This window comes from Amycolatopsis heterodermiae, from assembly GCF_034929455.1.
Lineage (GTDB): Bacteria > Actinomycetota > Actinomycetes > Mycobacteriales > Pseudonocardiaceae > Amycolatopsis > Amycolatopsis heterodermiae.
Genome location: NZ_JAYFSI010000004.1, coordinates 280866 through 299143 on the forward strand (window position 1 = coordinate 280866; position 18278 = coordinate 299143).

At 69.3% G+C, this 18278-nt stretch carries 16 protein-coding genes; all 16 read left to right on the plus strand.

What is annotated here, in order from left to right:
* The first annotated feature begins 50 nt into the window (after positions 1-50).
* The 16 genes from VA596_RS20350 (at position 51) to nuoN (ending at position 18253) form a co-directional block, all read left to right on the plus strand.
* A complete protein-coding gene (locus tag VA596_RS20350) occupies positions 51-740 on the plus strand; it encodes a demethylmenaquinone methyltransferase (RefSeq protein ID WP_323329401.1) in 690 nt (229 codons plus the stop codon).
* 10 nt (positions 741-750) lie between these two features.
* Complete coding sequence (locus tag VA596_RS20355; protein ID WP_323329402.1) at positions 751-2037, plus strand: geranylgeranyl reductase family protein; 1287 nt, start codon at positions 751-753, stop codon at positions 2035-2037.
* Positions 2038-2476: 439 nt separating this feature from the next.
* Positions 2477-2896: an NADH-quinone oxidoreductase subunit A gene (locus tag VA596_RS20360; RefSeq protein ID WP_323329734.1), complete on the plus strand. Its 420-nt coding sequence runs from the start codon at positions 2477-2479 to the stop codon at positions 2894-2896.
* A 4-nt stretch (positions 2897-2900) separates the two neighbouring features.
* Positions 2901-3449: a NuoB/complex I 20 kDa subunit family protein gene (locus tag VA596_RS20365; RefSeq protein WP_086863694.1), complete on the plus strand. Its 549-nt coding sequence runs from the start codon at positions 2901-2903 to the stop codon at positions 3447-3449.
* A 5-nt stretch (positions 3450-3454) separates the two neighbouring features.
* Complete coding sequence (locus tag VA596_RS20370; RefSeq protein WP_323329403.1) at positions 3455-4207, plus strand: NADH-quinone oxidoreductase subunit C; 753 nt, start codon at positions 3455-3457, stop codon at positions 4205-4207.
* Entirely contained in the window at positions 4204-5535 is a 1332-nt protein-coding gene (locus tag VA596_RS20375; protein WP_323329404.1) for an NADH-quinone oxidoreductase subunit D, read from the plus strand. Before VA596_RS20370 ends, VA596_RS20375 begins: the two co-directional genes overlap by 4 nt.
* On the plus strand, positions 5532-6395 hold the full coding sequence (gene nuoE, locus VA596_RS20380) for an NADH-quinone oxidoreductase subunit NuoE (RefSeq protein WP_323329405.1): 864 nt from the start codon (positions 5532-5534) through the stop codon (positions 6393-6395). The genes VA596_RS20375 and nuoE overlap by 4 nt, the downstream gene beginning before the upstream one ends.
* Entirely contained in the window at positions 6395-7693 is a 1299-nt protein-coding gene (gene nuoF / locus VA596_RS20385) for an NADH-quinone oxidoreductase subunit NuoF (RefSeq protein ID WP_323329406.1), read from the plus strand. Before nuoE ends, nuoF begins: the two co-directional genes overlap by 1 nt.
* Positions 7690-10167 (plus strand): NADH-quinone oxidoreductase subunit G, encoded by a 2478-nt coding sequence (locus tag VA596_RS20390; RefSeq protein WP_323329407.1) that lies wholly within the window; start codon positions 7690-7692, stop codon positions 10165-10167. Before nuoF ends, VA596_RS20390 begins: the two co-directional genes overlap by 4 nt.
* A complete protein-coding gene (nuoH, locus tag VA596_RS20395) occupies positions 10164-11513 on the plus strand; it encodes an NADH-quinone oxidoreductase subunit NuoH (protein WP_323329408.1) in 1350 nt (449 codons plus the stop codon). Before VA596_RS20390 ends, nuoH begins: the two co-directional genes overlap by 4 nt.
* On the plus strand, positions 11500-12024 hold the full coding sequence (nuoI, locus tag VA596_RS20400; RefSeq protein ID WP_323329409.1) for an NADH-quinone oxidoreductase subunit NuoI: 525 nt from the start codon (positions 11500-11502) through the stop codon (positions 12022-12024). The genes nuoH and nuoI overlap by 14 nt, the downstream gene beginning before the upstream one ends.
* A complete protein-coding gene (locus VA596_RS20405) occupies positions 12021-12881 on the plus strand; it encodes an NADH-quinone oxidoreductase subunit J (RefSeq protein ID WP_323329410.1) in 861 nt (286 codons plus the stop codon). The genes nuoI and VA596_RS20405 overlap by 4 nt, the downstream gene beginning before the upstream one ends.
* Entirely contained in the window at positions 12878-13177 is a 300-nt protein-coding gene (nuoK, locus tag VA596_RS20410) for an NADH-quinone oxidoreductase subunit NuoK (RefSeq protein ID WP_247060354.1), read from the plus strand. The genes VA596_RS20405 and nuoK overlap by 4 nt, the downstream gene beginning before the upstream one ends.
* A 10-nt stretch (positions 13178-13187) precedes the next feature.
* Complete coding sequence (gene nuoL / locus VA596_RS20415; RefSeq protein ID WP_323329411.1) at positions 13188-15089, plus strand: NADH-quinone oxidoreductase subunit L; 1902 nt, start codon at positions 13188-13190, stop codon at positions 15087-15089.
* Positions 15089-16678 (plus strand): NADH-quinone oxidoreductase subunit M, encoded by a 1590-nt coding sequence (locus tag VA596_RS20420; protein WP_323329412.1) that lies wholly within the window; start codon positions 15089-15091, stop codon positions 16676-16678. Before nuoL ends, VA596_RS20420 begins: the two co-directional genes overlap by 1 nt.
* Before the next feature lie 3 nt (positions 16679-16681).
* Entirely contained in the window at positions 16682-18253 is a 1572-nt protein-coding gene (nuoN, locus tag VA596_RS20425) for an NADH-quinone oxidoreductase subunit NuoN (RefSeq protein WP_323329413.1), read from the plus strand.
* The last annotated feature ends 25 nt before the right edge of the window (positions 18254-18278 follow it).

An 18278-nucleotide genomic window follows, 5' to 3' on the forward strand; every position in this document is an offset into this window, starting at 1 on the left:
CGCCGCCACCCTCAACGGACGGGCTCCGCCCGACTGTTTAGATTCGAGGCATGTCACGCGCCAGCCTGGACAAGGACCCGCACGAAGTCGCCGCCATGTTCGACGGTGTCGCGGACGGGTACGACCGGGCGAACTCGTTCATGACCTTCGGCTTCGACCGGCGCTGGCGCACCACCACCGCCCGCGTGCTCGACGCCCGAAGCGGCGAGAAGGTCCTGGACCTCGCCGCCGGCACCGGGGTGTCCACCGTCGAGTACGCCCGCGGTGGCGCCTGGTGCCTGGCCGCGGACTTCTCGTTCGGCATGCTCCGGGCCGGGCTGCACCGCAACGTCCCGATGGTGGCGGCGGACGCGCTGAACCTGCCGTTCGCCGACGAGAGCTTCGACGCGGTGACGATCTCGCTGGCGCTGCGGAACTTCGTCGACACGAAGGCCGCGCTCACCGAGATCGCCCGCGTGGTCAAGCCGGGCGGGCGCCTGGTGATCTGCGAGGTCTCGACGCCGCCGTTCCCGCCGATCCGGTTCGTCCACCGGCGGTTCATGCTGAAGCTGCTCACCTGGGTCGGCAAACGGACGTCGTCCAACCCGGAGGCCTACTCCTACCTGGCCGAATCGATGCTGGCCTGGCCGGACCAGCGCACGCTCGGCGAGATCATCGCGAGCGCGGGCTGGGCCGACGTCGAGTGGTTGAACCTCACATTCGGCGTCGTCGCGATCCACCGGGCGCGCAAGCCTGCCTAAACTCGCGTACATGAGTCGTCGCACCGCAGATCAGGACGCCGAAGTCATCGTCGTCGGCGCCGGACCGGCCGGGTCCACCGTCGCGACCTACCTCGCCCGGTCGGGCGTCGACGTCCTGCTGCTGGAGAAGACCGAGTTCCCCCGCGAGAAGGTCTGCGGCGACGGCCTGACCCCACGCGGCGTCAAGCAGCTGATCGACCTCGGCATCGACACGAGCGAGGACGCGGGCTGGGTGCACAGCCGCGGTCTGCGGATCCTCACCGGCGACCTCACGCTGGAGCTCGACTGGCCGGACCTCACGAGCTACCCGCCGTACGGCGTTTCCCGCACCCGCCACGACTTCGACGACCTGCTGGCGAAGCTGGCGGTGAAGGCGGGCGCGCGGCTGTACGAGCGCACCACCGTCACCAGCGCGATCACCGACGCGACCGGCCGCGTGGTCGGCGTCGAGGCGAAGGTCGGCCCGGAGCGCACGCCGGTGAACTACCGCGCGCCGCTGGTCCTGGCCTGCGACGGCGTGTCCGCGCGGCTCGCGCTGAGCGTCGGCATCCAGAAGAACGAGAAGCGCCCGATGGGCGTCGCGGTGCGCCAGTACTACAAGAGCCCGCGCCACGACGACCCGTTCATCGAGGGCCACCTCGAGCTGTGGGACAAGTCCGACCCGCGCGACCCGAAGCTGCTGCCGGGCTACGGCTGGGCGTTCCCGCTCGGCGACGGCACGGTGAACGTCGGCCTCGGCATGCTCTCGACGTCGGCGTCGTTCCGGAACACCGACTACCGCGCGCTGCTGCGCCAGTGGCTCGACGGCACGCCGGAGGAGTGGGGCTACCGCGAGGAGAACGCGATCGGCAAGGTCGGCGGCGCCGGCCTCCCGATGGGCTTCAACCGCACCCCGCACTACCGCGACGGCCTCCTGCTGCTCGGCGACGCGGGCGGCATGGTCAGCCCGTTCAACGGCGAGGGCATCTCCGCGGCGATGGAGTCCGCCCAGATCGCGGCGGAGGTCGTGGTGCAGGCTCTGGCCCGGCGAGAAGGCCCGTCACGCGAGCGCGCGCTGGAGGCGTACCCGCGCGCGGTCCGCGAGCTGATGGGCGGCTACTACCAGCTCGGGAACGTCTTCGCGAAGATCATCGGCAAGCCGAAGATCATGCACGCGTGCACCAAGTACGGCCTGCGCATCAACAAGATCCTCCCGCTGGTCTACAAGGGCCTCTCGGGCTGCTACGACGCCAAGGGCGGCGACGGCGTCGACCGCCTGATCTCGGCCCTGGCGAAGGCCGCCCCCAGCCCCCGCTGACCGGGGTTCTTCGCGCGCGGACACTCGACCGGCCTAGCAAGTTGGCCGTGCGGCCAGTGGGATAGGTCACAGGTCAGCGCCCTGTTTGTCCGGTCGTGACGTGATCATGAAACGTCTTCGTGCAGGTCGCGCGGGCGGCGTTGCCGGGTCGTGACAACGATGGCGTTCGAAGTTAGGGCACCCTTATAACACGGGGGTCTAGGGACAAGAATGTGAGTCGCGTCCTACACTCCCCCCATGCTTTGTGAATCGCTTCACATCCACGACGAGTGGCTTGTGAACTATTTCACAAGCAGGCCCCGGCACCGCCACGGGCCGTAAGGAGACCCTGACCCTCGGCGGTGTGACCCAGGTCCCTTAGGGTGCCGACGAGGCTGAGCGGTTCCCACCACAAGCAAAACCGCAGCGGCGCGGAAAGGATGGCGAAGACCCCGTGCTGATGTTGCCCGTGCTGACCCAAACGGACGCAGTGAACCTGGCGCAGCAGGCCCCGAGCCTGAAGCCCTACCTGCCCCTGGTCCTGTTGTTCGTGCTGGCGCTGGCGTTCGCCACGCTGTCGGTGCTGCTGGGCCCGCTGGTCGGCCCCAGCCGCTACAACAAGGCCAAGCTCGAGGCCTACGAATGCGGCATCGAACCGTCGCCGCAGCCGCTCGTCGGCGGCGGCCGGATGCCGGTGGCGTACTACATCACCGCGATGCTGTTCATCCTGTTCGACATCGAGATGGTCTTCCTCTACCCGTTCGCCGTGCAGGCGGACGCGCTGGGCACGTTCGGCCTGGTGGAGATCCTGCTGTTCATCGCGACGGTCGGCTTCGCGTACGCCTACGTGTGGCGGCGCGGCGGCCTGGATTGGAACTAGACCCATGGGCCTCGAAGAGAAACTCCCCAACGGCATCCTGCTGGCCAGCCTCGAAGGCCTCGTCAACTGGGCGCGGAAGAACTCGATGTGGCCCGCCACCTTCGGGCTGGCCTGCTGCGCGATCGAGATGATGACGGTCGGCGGCTCCCGCTACGACATCGCCCGGTTCGGCATGGAGCGCTTCAGCGCGACGCCGCGCCAGGCCGACCTGATGATCGTCGCGGGCCGGGTCACCCAGAAGATGGCCCCGGTCCTGCGCCAGATCTACGACCAGATGGCCGAGCCCAAGTGGGTCCTCGCCATGGGCGTCTGCGCCTCCTCCGGCGGCATGTTCAACAACTACGCCGTGGTCCAGGGCGTCGACCACATCGTGCCGGTCGACATGTACCTGCCCGGCTGCCCGCCGCGGCCGGAGATGCTGCTGGACGCGATCCTCAAGCTGCACGCCAAGATCCAGGACGAGCCGATCAACGCCCGCCGCGCCGCGATCCGCGCCGCCAGCGGGGCCCGCACCGAGCTCGTCGCGTCGTCGATCAAGTACGCGAAGAAGTAGAAGCGATGACTGAGACCCCAGAACCCGGCGGCGAGCAGTCCAGCGCCGATCGTCCGACCGAAGACGGCCTCGAGCCGCGCGGCACCCGGCCCGCCGGGCCCGTCGTCACCGGCCGCGAACGCCAGGGCATGTTCGGCGTCCACGGCACCGGTGACACCTCCGGCTACGGCGGCGTCCGGCTGCCGGCCTACAACCCGGCGCCGGCCGAGCGGCCGTACGGCGGCTGGTTCGACCAGTTCGCCGACGAGTTCTACGCCGCCTTGTCGGACCACAAGATCCCGTCCGACGCGATCCTGCAGACCACCGTCGACCGTGGCGAGATCACCTTCTACGTCGCCCGCGAGCACCTCGTCGCCATCGCGAAGGTCCTGCGCGACGACGGCGGCCTGCGCTTCGAGCTGCTCAGCTCGGTGTCCGGGGTGGACTACGGCGTCGACGTCCCGCAGCGGCTGCACTCGGTGTACCACTTCACGTCCCTGACCTACCGCCGCCGCATCCGGCTCGAGGTCACCCTCGACGTCGAGGACGCGCACGTGCCGTCGCTGGTCGGGATCTACCCGACCGCCGACTGGCAGGAGCGGGAGACCTGGGACATGTTCGGCATCGTCTACGACGGCCACCCCGCGCTCACCCGCATCCTCATGCCGGACGACTGGGACGGCCACCCCCAGCGCAAGGACTACCCGCTCGGCGGGATCCCGGTCGAATACAAGGGCGCGGAGATCCCGCCGCCGGACCAGCGGAGGTCGTACTCGTGACCATCAACGAAGACGCCACTCAAGTTCCCGAGGCCGACTCGCGCGACACGACCGAAGGCCGCGTCTACTCGGTCTCCGGCGGTGACTGGGACGACGTCGTCGCCGACGCGGCACACGACGAGCGCATGGTCATCAACATGGGCCCGCAGCACCCGTCGACGCACGGCGTGCTCCGGCTCGTGCTGGAGATGGAGGGCGAGACCGTCACGCAGCTGCGGTCGGTCATCGGCTACCTCCACACCGGCATCGAGAAGAACTGCGAGTACCGGACCTGGACCCAGGGCGTCACGTTCGTGACGCGCATGGACTACCTGGCCCCGCTCTCGACGGAGATGGCGTACTGCCTCGGCGTCGAGAAGCTGCTGCAGATCGAGGCCCCGCGCCGCGCGCAGCTGCTGCGCGTGATGCTGCTGGAGATCAACCGCATAGGCTCGCACCTGGTCTACATCGCCACCGGCGGCATGGAGCTCGGCGCCACCACCGCGATGACGCTCGGCTTCCGCGAGCGCGAGGTCGTGCTGCACCTGCTGGAGCACCTCACCGGCCTGCGGATGAACCACGCGTTCATCCGCCCCGGCGGCCTCGCGCAGGACATGCCCGAGGACTACCGCGAGAAGGTCACCGAGTTCGTCCAGACGATGAAGGAACGCCTTCCGCTGTACGACAAGCTCTTCACCGGTCAGCCGATCTGGCGCAACCGGCTCAAGGGTGTCGGGTACCTGCCGGTCGACGCGTGCCTCGCGCTCGGCGTCACCGGCCCGGTGCTGCGGTCCGCGGGCCTGCCGTGGGACCTGCGCAAGACCGAGCCGTACTCCTGCTACGAGGAGTTCGACTTCGACGTCCCGGTCGACAACGGCGCCGACTGCTGGTCGCGCTACCTGATCCGGGTGCACGAGATGCACGAGAGCCTCAAGATCATCGAGCAGTGCCTGGAGAAGCTCGAGCCGGGCCCGGTCATGGTCGAGGACAAGAAGGTCGCCTGGCCCGCGCAGCTGTCCATCGGCAGCGACGGCATGGGCAACTCGCTCGAGCACGTCAAGAAGATCATGGGCCAGTCGATGGAGTCCCTGATCCACCACTTCAAGCTGGTCACCGAGGGCTTCAAGGTGCCGGCCGGGCAGGTCTACACCTCGGTCGAGTCGCCGCGCGGCGAGCTGAGCGCGCACCTGGTGTCCGACGGCGGCACCCGGCCGCTGCGGGTCCACGTGCGCGAACCGAGCTTCGTGAACCTGCAGTCGATGCCCGCAATGGCCGAAGGCGGCCTGGTCGCGGACGTGATCGCCGCCATCGCCTCGATCGACCCCGTCATGGGGGGAGTGGACCGATGACCTCTTCCACCGCAGTGCCCGAACCCGGGCCCAACGCGGCCGACCGGACCCACGCCGCCGCCGGTGGCGACGTCGACGTGATCGCCATCGCGCCGGATCCCGCCGTGGCCGAAGGGATCCTGGCCGAGACGCCGCTTGAGGACATCTTCGACGTAGGCGTCGTGGACCGCGCGCAGGAGATCATCGCGCGCTACCCGGTGGCCCGCTCGGCGCTGCTGCCGATGCTGCACCTCGTGCAGTCGGTGCAGGGGTACGTCAGCCAGGAGGGCATCGCGTTCTGCGCGAACCAGCTCGAGCTGTCCGACGCCGAGGTCGGCGCGGTCGCGACGTTCTACACGATGTACAAGCGCCGCCCGTGCGGCGAGCACCTGGTGAGCGTCTGCACGAACACGCTGTGCGCGGCCATGGGCGGCGACGCGATCTACAAGAAGCTCCAGACGCACCTCGGGTCCGAGTCGGAGCCGCTGGGGCAGAACGAAACCGCGGGCACACCGAACGAGCCGGGTTCGATCACCCTCGAGCACGCCGAGTGCCTCGCGGCCTGCGACCTCGCGCCGGTCATCCAGGTCAACTACGAGTTCTTCGACAACCAGACCGAGGACAAGGCCGTCGCGCTGGTCGACGCGCTGCAGGCCGGCAAGAAGCCGGCCCCGACGCGCGGTGCCCCGCTGACCAGCTTCAAGGGCGCCGAGCTGCAGCTCGCCGGGTTCTTCCCGGAGGACGACCGCCAGTACCGCACGGACGTCGACGGCCCGTCGCAGGCCGTCGAAACCCTGCGGGGCGCGCAGATCGCGCAGGAGCGCGGCTGGGTCGCGCCCGTCGCGCAAGACGTCCCGCTCCCCGAAGTGGAGAAGAAGTAATGGCAGATCCCATTACGCCGGTCCTCACGAAGCGCTGGCTGTCGCCGAACTCCTGGCAGATCGGCACGTACGAGGCGCTGGAGGGCTACACGGCCGTCCGCAAGGCGCTCGCCGGCACGCCGGAGCAGCTCGTCCAGCTGGTCAAGGACTCGGGCCTGCGCGGCCGCGGCGGTGCGGGCTTCCCGGCCGGCATCAAGTGGTCGTTCATGCCGCCGAACTTCGACAAGCCGCACTACCTGGTGATCAACGCCGACGAGGGCGAGCCGGGCACGTGCAAGGACATCCCGCTGATGATGGCGGACCCGCACTCGCTCATCGAGGGCTGCATCATCGCCTCGTACGCGATGCGCTCCAACCACTGCTTCATCTACGTCCGCGGCGAGGCGCTGCACTGCATCCGCCGCCTCAACGCGGCCGTGCGCGAAGCCGAAGCCGCGGGCTACCTGGGCGAGAACATCCTCGGCTCGGGCTTCGACCTCAAGATCACCGTGCACGCCGGCGCCGGCGCGTACATCTGCGGTGAGGAGACGGCGCTGCTCGACTCGCTGGAGGGCCGTCGTGGCCAGCCGCGGCTCAAGCCGCCGTTCCCGGCCGCGGCGGGTCTCTACGCCGCGCCGACCACGGTCAACAACGTCGAGACCATCGCGAGCGCGCCGTTCATCGTCAACGGCGGGTCGAGCTGGTTCCGCGAGATGGGCCGCGAGAAGTCGCCCGGCCCGAAGATCTACTCGATCTCCGGCCACGTAGAGAAGCCCGGCCAGTACGAGTGCCCGCTCGGCACCACGCTGCGCGAGCTGCTCGACATGGCGGGCGGCATGAAGGACGGCGTCCCGCTCAAGTTCTGGACCCCGGGCGGCTCGTCCACCCCGATGTTCACCGCCGAGCACCTCGACGTTCCCCTGGACTTCGAAGGCGCGGCGGAAGCCGGGTCGATGCTGGGCACGACCGCCGTGCAGGTCTTCAACGAGACGGTGTCGGTGCCCTGGGCCGTGATGAAGTGGACGCAGTTCTACGAGCACGAGTCCTGCGGCAAGTGCACGCCGTGCCGCGAGGGCACGTACTGGCTCGCGCAGATCCTCGAGCGCATGGTCGAGGGCCACGGCACCGAAGAGGACATCGACACCCTCCTCGACGTCTGCGACAACATCCTCGGCCGGTCGTTCTGCGCCCTCGGTGACGGCGCGGTGTCGCCGATCCAGAGCGGCATCAAGTACTTCCGCGACGAGTTCCTCGCGCTGTGCGAGAAGAACCGGCACGAACAGACCAAGCCCGAACTCGTGGGAGCGCAGGCATCATGACGATCGCCCCCGACAAGCCAGAGACCCAGGAGACGCCGGTCCCCGAAGGCCACGTGAAGCTGGTCATCGACGGCGAAGAGGTCATCGCCCCCAAGGGTGAGCTGCTGATCCGCACGGCCGAACGCCTCGGCACGGTCATCCCGCGGTTCTGCGACCACCCGCTCCTCGACCCGGCGGGCGCCTGCCGCCAGTGCCTGGTCGAGGTCGAGATGGGCGGCCGGCCGATGCCGAAGCCGCAGGCGTCCTGCACGATGACCGTCGCCGACGGCATGGTCGTCAAGACGCAGCTGACGTCGCCGGTCGCCGACAAGGCCCAGCAGGGTGTGATGGAGCTGCTGCTCATCAACCACCCGCTGGACTGCCCGATCTGCGACAAGGGCGGCGAGTGCCCGCTGCAGAACCAGGCGCTGGCCCACGGCCGCACGGAGTCCCGGTTCGTGGATACCAAGCGGACGTTCCCGAAGCCGCTGCCGATCTCCTCGCAGGTGCTGCTCGACCGGGAACGCTGCGTGCTCTGCCAGCGCTGCACCCGGTTCTCCCGCGAGATCGCCGGCGACCCGTTCATCGAGCTCCTCGAACGCGGCGCCCACCAGCAGATCGGCACCGCGGAGACGGCGGACGTGCTGGACCTGGCCTCGCGCACGACGTCCGGCCAGCCGTTCCAGAGCTACTTCTCCGGCAACGTCATCCAGATCTGCCCGGTCGGCGCCCTGACGAGCGCCGCCTACCGGTTCCGCTCCCGCCCGTTCGACCTGGTGTCCGCGCCGAGCGTCTGCGAGCACTGCTCGTCCGGCTGCGCCGAGCGGACCGACTTCCGCCGCGGCAAGGTCCAGCGCAAGCTGGCCGGCGACGACCCCGAGGTCAACGAAGAGTGGATCTGCGACAAGGGCCGCTTCGCCTTCCGCTACACCTCCGCCGAGGACCGCATCCGGCGTCCGCTGGTCCGCAACCGCGAGACCGGTGAGCTGGAAGAGGCGTCCTGGACCGACGCGCTGCGCATCGCCGCCGCCGGCCTCACCGAGGCCCGCGGCAACGGCGGCGTCGGCGTCCTGCCCGGTGGCCGGCTGACCGTCGAGGACGCCTACGCGTACTCGAAGTTCGCCCGCGTCGCCCTGCAGACCAACGACGTCGACTTCCGCGCCCGCGCGCACTCGGCCGAGGAGCTCGCGTTCCTCACCTCGCACGTCGTGGGCGTGACGCCGGAATCCGGGGTCACCTTCGGCGAGATCGAGCGGGCCCGCACGGTCCTGTGCGTCGCCTTCGAGCCCGAGGACGAAGCGCCGATCGTGTTCCTGCGGCTGCGCAAGGGCGCCCGCAAGAACCGCACCCGGGTCGTCCACCTGGGACAGTGGACGACGTCGTCGGTGCGCAAGACGTTCGGTGAGCTGCTCGCCTGCGTCCCCGGCCAGGAGGCCGCGGCGATCGAGGGCATCAGCAAGCACGCGCCGGACCTCGACGAGGCGCTGAGCGGCGAGAACGCCGTCGTCCTCGTCGGCGAGCGCGCCGCTTCGGTGCCGGGCCTGTTCTCCGCGCTGCACGACCTGGTGGAGCGCACCGGCGTCCGGCTCGCGTGGATCCCGCGCCGCGCCGGTGACCGGGGCGCGCTGGAGGTCGGCTGCGTGCCGGGCCTGCTGCCGGGCGGCCGCCGCGTCGGTGACGACGCCGCCCGCGTCGCCGTCGAAAACGCCTGGGGCGTCCCGCTTCCGTCCGCTCCCGGCCGCGACGCGACCGAGATCCTGAAGGCCGCTTCGGGCCGCGAGCTCGGCGGCCTGGTCGTCGGCGGGGTCGACCCGTACGACCTGCCGGACCCGGACCTCGCGCTGCGCGCGCTGGATGCCGCAGGGTTTGTGGTCAGCCTCGAGCTGCGGCACAGCGCGGTGACCGAGCGCGCGGACGTCGTGCTCCCGGTGGCCGCGTCGGACGAGAAGGCGGGCAGCTACCTCAACTGGGAGGGCCGCACCCGCCCGTTCGACATCACCATCGAGGGCACCGGCTCGCTGCCGGACTGCCGGGTGCTCGACACCCTGGCCGTCGAGATGGACACGGACCTGTTCACGCAGACGCCGGCCGCCGCGCGCGGTGACTACGAGAAGCTCGGCGCGGCCTCCGCGCTGCGCTGGGGTTACGTCGCCGCCGATGGAGCCGCGGTGACTTCCCCGGCCCCGGGTGCCGGCCAGGCGGTCCTGTCGACCTGGCGCCAGCTGATCGACAACGGGTCCCTGCAGGACGGCGAGCCGCACCTCAAGGGCACCCAGCGCAAGCCGGTCGCGCGGTTGTCCGCGAAGACCGCCGAGGGGCTGGGCGCGTCCGTGAAGGTGAGCACCGAACGCGGCGCGATCACGCTGCCGATCGAGGTCGCCGACCTGCCCGACGGCGTGGTGTGGCTGCCGGGCAACTCCGACGGCTCCGCCGTGGCCAAGACGCTCGGTGCCGGTCACGGCGCCGTGGTGAACCTCGCTGGGGGTGAACAGTGACACCGTTGCTGACCGAAGCGGCCGTGGGCAGTGTCCCGGACGCGGCGACGCGTGCGGCGCTGCTGGCGGACGACCCGTTCTGGCTGATCCTGCTGAAGTCCGTGGTCATCCTGCTGATCGGGCCGATCATGACGATCTTCCTGATCGTCTGGGAGCGCAAGGCCGTCGGCCGGATGCAGAACCGGCCCGGCCCCAACCGGGTCGGCCCCGGCGGCTACCTGCAGTCCCTGGCGGACGCGATCAAGCTGCCGTTCAAGGAACAGATCATCCCGGACACCGCCGACCGCAAGGTGTACTTCCTCGCGCCGGTCCTGTCCGCGGTGCCCGCGCTGATCGCGCTGTCGGCCATCCCGTTCGGCCCGGTCGTCTCGATCTTCGGCGAGCGGACCGTGCTGCAGCTGCTCGACCTGCCGGTCAGCCTGCTGGTCGTGCTGGCCTGCTCCTCGATCGGCGTCTACGGCATCGTGCTCGCCGGCTGGGCGTCCGGGTCGCCGTACCCGCTGCTCGGCGGCATGCGCTCGGCCGCCCAGGTGATCTCGTACGAGATCGCGATGGGCCTCTCGATCGTCGCGGTGATCCTGCAGGCCGGTTCGCTGGACCTGGCCGACATCGTCGGCGCCCAGCAGAAGTGGTGGTTCCTCCTCCTGCTGCCGAGCTTCGTGATCTACCTGATCTCGATGGTCGGCGAGACCAACCGCGCCCCGTTCGACCTCCCGGAGGCCGAGTCGGAGCTGGTCGGCGGGTTCCACACCGAGTACAGCTCGATGAAGTTCGCGATGTTCTTCCTCGCCGAGTACGTCAACATGGTGATCGTCTCGGCGTTCGCCACCACGCTGTTCCTCGGCGGCTGGATGGCCCCGTGGCCCCTGTCGCTGATCGGGAACAACGTGCTCAACACCGGCTGGTGGCCGGTGCTGTGGTTCTTCGCGAAGATGTTCGTCCTGCTGTTCGGCTTCATCTGGCTGCGCGGCACGCTGCCCCGCCTGCGCTACGACCAGTTCATGCGCCTGGGCTGGAAGGTCCTGGTCCCGCTGAACCTGGTGTGGATCGTCATGGTGACCTTCGCGAAGGTCATCCACTGGACACCGCTGTCGATCACCATCGCCGCGATCGCGATCCTCATCCTGATCATGCTGTTCTTCTACGTCCGCGCGTCGGGCCGTGAAGAGGAGAGCGACGTCGTGCCGGTGACCGGTGGCGGTTTCCCGGTCCCGCCGCTGGACCTCAAGGTCCCCCAGACCACCCCGCGTCAGAAGGCTTTGGCCAAGGCCGAGGCGAAGGCGGCCCGGCGCAAGCCGGCGGCCGTCGGTACCGCACAGGAAGGAGCGCAAGATGGGGTTTCTTGATCCCGTCAAGGGCTTCGGCGTCACCTTCGGGATGATGTTCAAGAAGGTCGCCACCGAGGAGTACCCGGAGGCCGGCGCGCCGGCCGCCCCGCGCTACCACGGCCGGCACCAGCTGAACCGCCACCCGGACGGCCTCGAGAAGTGCGTCGGCTGCGAGCTGTGCGCCTGGGCGTGCCCGGCGGACGCGATCTTCGTCGAGGGCGGTGACAACACCGAGGAAGCCCGGTACTCCCCGGGCGAGCGGTACGGCGCCGACTACCAGATCAACTACCTGCGCTGCATCGGCTGCGGCCTCTGCATCGAGGCGTGCCCGACCCGGTCGCTGACGATGATCAACTTCTACGAGCTGGCCGACGACGACCGCCAGCGGCTGATCTACACGAAGGAAGACCTCCTCGCGCCGCTGCTGTCCGGCATGGAGCAGCCGCCGCACCCGATGCGGCTCGGCGAGAACGAGCAGGACTACTACGTGAACGGCCCGGAACTGGCGCGCGGGGAGGTCAAGCCGTGATCGCCGCACTCCTGACCCAGGCCCCCACCGGCGCCGCCGCGGGCGTGACGACCGGCGAGGCCATCGCGTTCTGGATCCTCGGCCCGGTCTGCCTGCTCGGCGCGCTCGGCATGATCTTCTCCCGCAACGCCGTGCACTCGGCGCTGTGGCTGGTGCTGACCATGCTGAGCCTGGGCGCGCTGTACATGATCCAGTCGGCGCCGTTCCTGGGCTTCACGCAGATCATCGTCTACACCGGCGCGATCATGATGCTGTTCCTGTTCGTGCTGATGCTGGTCGGCCGCGAGAGCTCCGACTCGGTCGTCGAAGTCCTGCGCGGCCAGCGGCTCGCGGCGACCGTGCTGGGCATCGGCCTGGCCGCGCTGCTGGCCACCGGCATCTACCGGGCGCTGGACACCGTCACCCCGGCCGTCCCGCTCGACTCGGCGACGTCGGCGGGCGGCGGGCCCAAGGGCCTCGGCCGGCTGATCTTCACCGACTACCTGTTCCCGTTCGAGCTGACGTCGGCGCTGCTCATCACCGCCGCGGTCGGCGCGATGGTGCTGGCCTTCACCGACCGGCACGCCAAGGGCGGCAAGAAGACGCAGAAGGAACTGGTCGTCGAGCGCTTCCGCGGCGAGCACGACCGGCCGTCGCCGCTGCCCGGCCCGGGTGTCTTCGCCACCGCCAACTCGGTGTCCACCCCGGCGCTGCTGCCGGACGGCTCGGTCGCGCCGGAGTCCCTGTCGGCGATCATCGAGTCCACCTCGGCGATCGAGCTGGCGAAGGAACGCAAGCTCGTCGCGGACGACCGCCCGCACCCGGACGCGCACGCGCTGGTCGCTTCCGAAGCCGCTTCGGAAGGGGAGAAGGAATGACCCCGACGTACTACCTGCTGCTGTCGGCGCTGCTGTTCTCGATCGGCGCCGTCGGCGTGCTGGTGCGCCGCAACGCGATCGTCGTGTTCATGTGCATCGAGCTGATGCTGAACGCGGTGAACCTCTCGCTCGTGACGTTCGCCCGGATCAACGGCAGCCTCGACGGCCAGATCATGGCCTTCTTCGTGATGGTCGTGGCGGCCGCCGAGGTCGTGGTCGGGCTGGCGATCATCATGGCGATCTTCCGCACCCGGCGCTCGGCCTCGGTCGACGACACCAACCTGCTGAAGTACTAGGAGACACCGAGTGACCGCATCATCGTGGCTGCTGGTGGCCCTGCCTGCCTTCGGCGCGCTCGTCCTGCTGCTGGCGGGCAAGCACGCGAAGGGCTGGGGGCATCTGCTCGGAACGGCCACCGTCACGCTCGCCTTCGTCTGGGGCCTGATCACGTTCTTCTCGGCCGACGGCAAGGCCACGACGGACACCAAGCTCTACTCGTGGATCCCGGCCGGCGCCCTGCAGATCGACTTCGGGCTCCGGGTCGACGCTCTGTCGCTGACGTTCGTGCTGCTCATCACCGGCGTCGGCATGCTGATCCACTTCTACTCGATCGGCTACATGGAGCACGAGGACGGCCGGTACCGCTTCTTCGCGTACCTGAACCTCTTCGTCGCCTCGATGCTGATCCTGGTGCTGGGCAACAGCTTCGTGACGCTCTACCTGGGCTGGGAGGGCGTGGGTCTCGCGTCCTACCTGCTCATCGGCTGGTACCAGGGCCGCCCGTCCGCCGCGACCGCGGCGAAGAAGGCGTTCCTGATGAACCGCGTCGGTGACGTCGGGCTCGCGCTGGCGATCTTCATCATGTTCAAGTACGCCGGTTCGACCGGCTACGCGCAGGTCTTCGACGCGGTGGGCGCCGGCAAGTTCCCGCCGGCCGCGATCACCGCGATGGCGATCTTCCTGCTGCTGGGCGCCTGCGGTAAGTCCGGCCAGTTCCCGCTGCAGGCCTGGCTCCCGGACGCGATGGAGGGCCCGACCCCGGTCTCGGCCCTGATCCACGCGGCGACGATGGTCACCGCCGGCGTCTACCTGGTGGCCCGCTCGCACGACATCTTCAACGCGACGCCGGACGGCAGGCTGATCGTCACGCTGGTCGGAGCGTTCACGCTCCTGCTCGGGTGCATCATCGGCTGCGCGTACGACGACATCAAGAAGGTCCTCGCGTACTCGACGGTCAGCCAGATCGGCTACATGATGCTGGCGGTCGGCCTCGGCCCGGGGATCTACGCGCTGGGCATCATGCACCTGGTGGCGCACGGCTTCTTCAAGGCCGGGCTGTTCCTCGGGGCCGGTTCGGTCATGCACGGCATGAACGACGAGGTCGACATGCGCAAGTTCGGCGGTCTCCGCAAGAAGATGCCGATCACATTCGTCACCTTCGGGCTCGGCTACCTCGCGCTGATCGGCTTCCCGTTCCTCACCGGCTACTACACCAAGGACGCCATCATCGAGGCGGCGTTCGGCCAGGAAGGCTGGCGTGGCTGGGTCTTCGGCATCGCGACGATCGTCGGCGCCGGGCTGACCGCGTTCTACATGACCCGCCTGATGATGATGACGTTCTTCGGCAAGGAGCGCTGGAAGGACATCAAGAGCACCGACGGGCGGGACTTCCACCCGCACGAGTCGAAGCCGATCATGTGGATCCCGATGGCGATCCTCGCGGTCGGTTCGGTCGGCGCCGGTGCGTTCTTCGCGATCGGCGACCGGTTCGTCGACTGGCTGGCCCCGACGGTCGGCGAGTTCCACGAGGCCGAGCACACCCCGATCCCGGCGGCCGTCGTACCGATCCTGACCCTCGTGTTCGCCGCGCTCGGCGTGCTGATCGCGTACCTGATCTTCCGCCGGCCGGTCCCGGTCGAGCGTCCGGAGCGGGTCTCGTTCGTCACCCGCGCCGCCCGCAAGGACCTGTACGGCAACGCGCTCAACGAGACGCTGGTCGCCCGCCCGGGCACCTGGCTCTCGCGGGCGCTGGTGTTCGTCGACAACCGCGGCGTCGACGGCGCCGTCAACGGCCTCGCCGCCGGTCTCGGCGGCGGCTCCGGCCGGCTGAGGCGGCTGCAGACCGGGTTCGTCCGGTCCTACGCGCTGTCGATGCTCGGCGGCACGTTCCTGCTTCTGGCGGCTCTCCTGCTGGTGAGGTTCTCCTGATGACCTGGTTGCTGATCCTCATCCTGGTGCCGCTGCTCGGCTCCCTGGTGCTGGCGTTCCTCAAGGGGAACGACCGCGCCGCGGTGCTGGCCGCGCTCGCCTTCTCGATCCTCGAGTTCCTGCTGATCATCCCGTTCTGGCTCAGCTACTCGCCCTCGGGCGCGCGGCTGCAGATGACGTCGAGCTTCGACTGGATCCCGAGCTTCGGGGTGCACATCGCGTTCGGCACCGACGGCATCTCGCTGATCATGATCGCGGTGATCGCGCTGCTGGTGCCGATCGTCGTCGGCGGGCTCGGCACGATGGACAAGCTCCCGCCCGGCCGCAGCGCCGGCGGGTTCCTGTCGCTGATCCTGCTGCAGGAGGCGCTCACCATCGGCGTCTTCGCCGCGACGGACGTCTTCCTGTTCTACGTGCTGTTCGAGATCATGCTGATCCCGATGTACTTCCTCATCGGCGGTTACGGCGGCGCGAACCGGCAGTACGCGGCGGTGAAGTTCTTCCTCTACTCGTTCCTCGGCGGCCTGATCATGCTGGCCTCGGCGATCGGGGCGTACTCGCTGGCGGACAAGAAGCTCGGCCACGGCACGTTCGACTGGGCCACGCTCGTCACGGTCGTCCGGGACGCGCCGCTGAGCACGCAGATCTGGCTGTTCCTCGGGTTCTTCCTGGCGTTCGCGATCAAGGCGCCGCTCGTGCCGTTCCACACCTGGCTGCCGGACGCGGCGGGGGAGGCGCCGATCGGCGTCGCCGTCCTGCTGGTCGGTGTGCTGGACAAGGTCGGCACGTTCGGCTTCCTGCGCTACTGCCTGCCGATGTTCCCGGACGCGAGCAAGGCACTGGCGCCGCTGGTGCTGGTGCTGTCGGTGATCGGCGTGCTCTACGGCTCGATCCTCGCCGCGGGGCAGCGGGACATGAAGCGGTTCATCGCCTACGTCTCGATCGCCCACTTCGGGTTCATCTCGCTCGGCATCTTCGCGTTCAACGAGCAGGCGATGATCGGCTCGGCGACGTACATGCTCAACCACAGCCTCGCGACCGGCATGCTGATCGTGGTGATCGGCCTGGTCGTCGCGCGCGGCGGGTCGACGAAGATCTCCGACTACGGCGGCATGGCGAAGGTGACCCCGCTGCTCGCGGGCCTGTTCCTCCTCGCCGGGCTGTCCACGTTGTCCTTGCCGGGCACCAACTCGTTCGTCTCCGAGTTCCTGGTGCTCATCGGGTCCTATGTGGACCAGCCGGTGTACACGATCCTCGCGACGGTCGGCATGGTCCTGGCCGCGGCCTACGTCCTCTGGCTCTACCAGCGCGTCATGCAGGGCCCGCTTCGCGGCGATGCCCTGGTGCCGCCCGCCGGGAAGGGCGGTGCCACCCCGGCCCCCGTGGAGTCGGGTGGCGCCGTGGCCACCGCGACCGTGGCCGAGCCGGGAGCGACCAAGGTCATCCGCGACCTCGGCGGCCGCGAGATCGCGATCCTCGCGCCACTGGTCGTGCTGATCATCGTCCTCGGCTTCTACCCGAAGCCGGTGCTCGACACAGTCACCCCGACGGTGCAGCAGACGCTGTCCGCGGTTCAGGGAGGCAAGTAACCCGTGCTCGACATCCTCCTGACCCAGGCGCCGGAGCCACCGATCACGACGCCGTCGGTCGACTACAACGCCGTGCTGCCGGTGCTGATCATCTTCGGCGCGGCCTGCCTCAGCGTGCTGGTGGAAGCGTTCGCCTCGAAGCGCTCGCGGTTCGGCGTGCAGGTCGGGCTGAGCCTGGTCGCGATCCTCGCCGCCGGCGGCTGGCTGATCAAGTACGCGCTGAGCGACGCGCCCGCGGGCGGCGTGAAGACGTTCAGCGGCGCGATCTCGATCGACAAGCCGGCGCTGTTCCTCTGGGGCACGCTGCTGGCCCTGGCGGTCGGCGCGGTGCTGCTGATCTCGGACCGCGTCGTCGAGCCGGGCGGCGCGCTGGTCGCGCAGGCCGGCATCCGGCCGGGCACGGTCCAGGACCGTGCGCAGACGGCGACCGTCATGCAGACCGAGGTCTTCCCGCTGACGCTGTTCGCGCTCGGCGGCATGATGGCGTTCTGCGCGTCGAACGACCTGCTGACGATGTTCATCGCGCTGGAAGTGCTGTCCCTGCCGCTGTACCTGATGTGCGGCCTGGCCCGGCGCCGCCGCCTGCTGTCGCAGGAGTCGGCGGTCAAGTACTTCCTGCTCGGCGCGTTCTCCTCGGCGTTCTTCCTCTACGGCCTCGCGCTGCTGTACGGCTACGCGAACTCCGTGAAGCTGGGCGACATCGCGGCCGCAGCGGCCGGTTCGGACCGCTCGGACACGCTGCTGTTCGCCGGCCTCGGCCTGCTGGTCGTCGGCCTGCTGTTCAAGGGCTCGGTCGGCCCGTTCCACACCTGGACCCCGGACGTCTACCAGGGCGCGCCGACTCCGGTGACGGCGTTCATGGCGGCGTGCACCAAGGTCGCCGCGTTCGGCGGGATCCTGCGGGTGCTGTCGGTGGCGTTCGGCTCCACGAGCTGGGAGTGGCGCGGCGTGCTCTGGGGCGTCGCGATCATCTCGATGGTGATCGGCGCGGTGCTGGGCCTGACCCAGACCGACGTCAAGCGCATGATCGCGTACTCGTCGATCGCGCACGCGGGCTTCCTGCTGATCGGCGCGATCTCGATCACCGAGAACGGCCTGTCCAGCACGCTGTTCTACCTGCTGTCGTACGGCTTCACGACGCTGGCGGCGTTCGGCGTGATCAGCCTGGTCCGCGATTCCTCGGGCGAGGCGACGCACCTCTCGGCGTGGGCGGGCCTGGCGAAACGGTCGCCCCTGGTGGCGGCGGTGTTCACGTTCCTGTTGCTGGCGTTGGCGGGCATCCCGTTGACGTCGGGCTTCGTGGGCAAGTTCGTCGTGTTCTCGGCGGCCCTGTCCGACGGGATGGCCCCGCTGGTGGTCATCGCCCTGGTGTTCAGCGCGGTGGCGGCGTTCTTCTACCTGCGCGTGATCGTGCTGATGTACTTCTCGGAGCCGGCCGCCGACGGCCCCACGGTCACGATCCCGGGCTTCGGCACGGGAACGGCGATCTTCCTCGGCACGGCGGTCACGCTGATCCTGGGCCTGGTCCCGGCGTTCGCCCTGTCGTGGGCGGGTGCGGGCGGCTTCGCTTCCTGAGTTGTTCTTCTGAAAGGGCCGTCAC

Bases quoted from the DNA above. Each gene is read 5' to 3' on its own strand.
- VA596_RS20350 (WP_323329401.1), top strand. From the start codon at position 51: ATGTCACGCGCCAGCCTGGACAAGGACCCGCACGAAGTCGCCGCCATG.
- VA596_RS20355 (WP_323329402.1), top strand. From the start codon at position 751: ATGAGTCGTCGCACCGCAGATCAGGACGCCGAAGTCATCGTCGTCGGC.
- VA596_RS20360 (WP_323329734.1), top strand. From the start codon at position 2,477: ATGTTGCCCGTGCTGACCCAAACGGACGCAGTGAACCTGGCGCAGCAG.
- VA596_RS20365 (WP_086863694.1), top strand. From the start codon at position 2,901: ATGGGCCTCGAAGAGAAACTCCCCAACGGCATCCTGCTGGCCAGCCTC.
- VA596_RS20370 (WP_323329403.1), top strand. From the start codon at position 3,455: ATGACTGAGACCCCAGAACCCGGCGGCGAGCAGTCCAGCGCCGATCGT.
- nuoE (WP_323329405.1), top strand. From the start codon at position 5,532: ATGACCTCTTCCACCGCAGTGCCCGAACCCGGGCCCAACGCGGCCGAC.
- nuoF (WP_323329406.1), top strand. From the start codon at position 6,395: ATGGCAGATCCCATTACGCCGGTCCTCACGAAGCGCTGGCTGTCGCCG.
- VA596_RS20390 (WP_323329407.1), top strand. From the start codon at position 7,690: ATGACGATCGCCCCCGACAAGCCAGAGACCCAGGAGACGCCGGTCCCC.
- nuoI (WP_323329409.1), top strand. From the start codon at position 11,500: ATGGGGTTTCTTGATCCCGTCAAGGGCTTCGGCGTCACCTTCGGGATG.
- nuoK (WP_247060354.1), top strand. From the start codon at position 12,878: ATGACCCCGACGTACTACCTGCTGCTGTCGGCGCTGCTGTTCTCGATC.
- VA596_RS20420 (WP_323329412.1), top strand. From the start codon at position 15,089: ATGACCTGGTTGCTGATCCTCATCCTGGTGCCGCTGCTCGGCTCCCTG.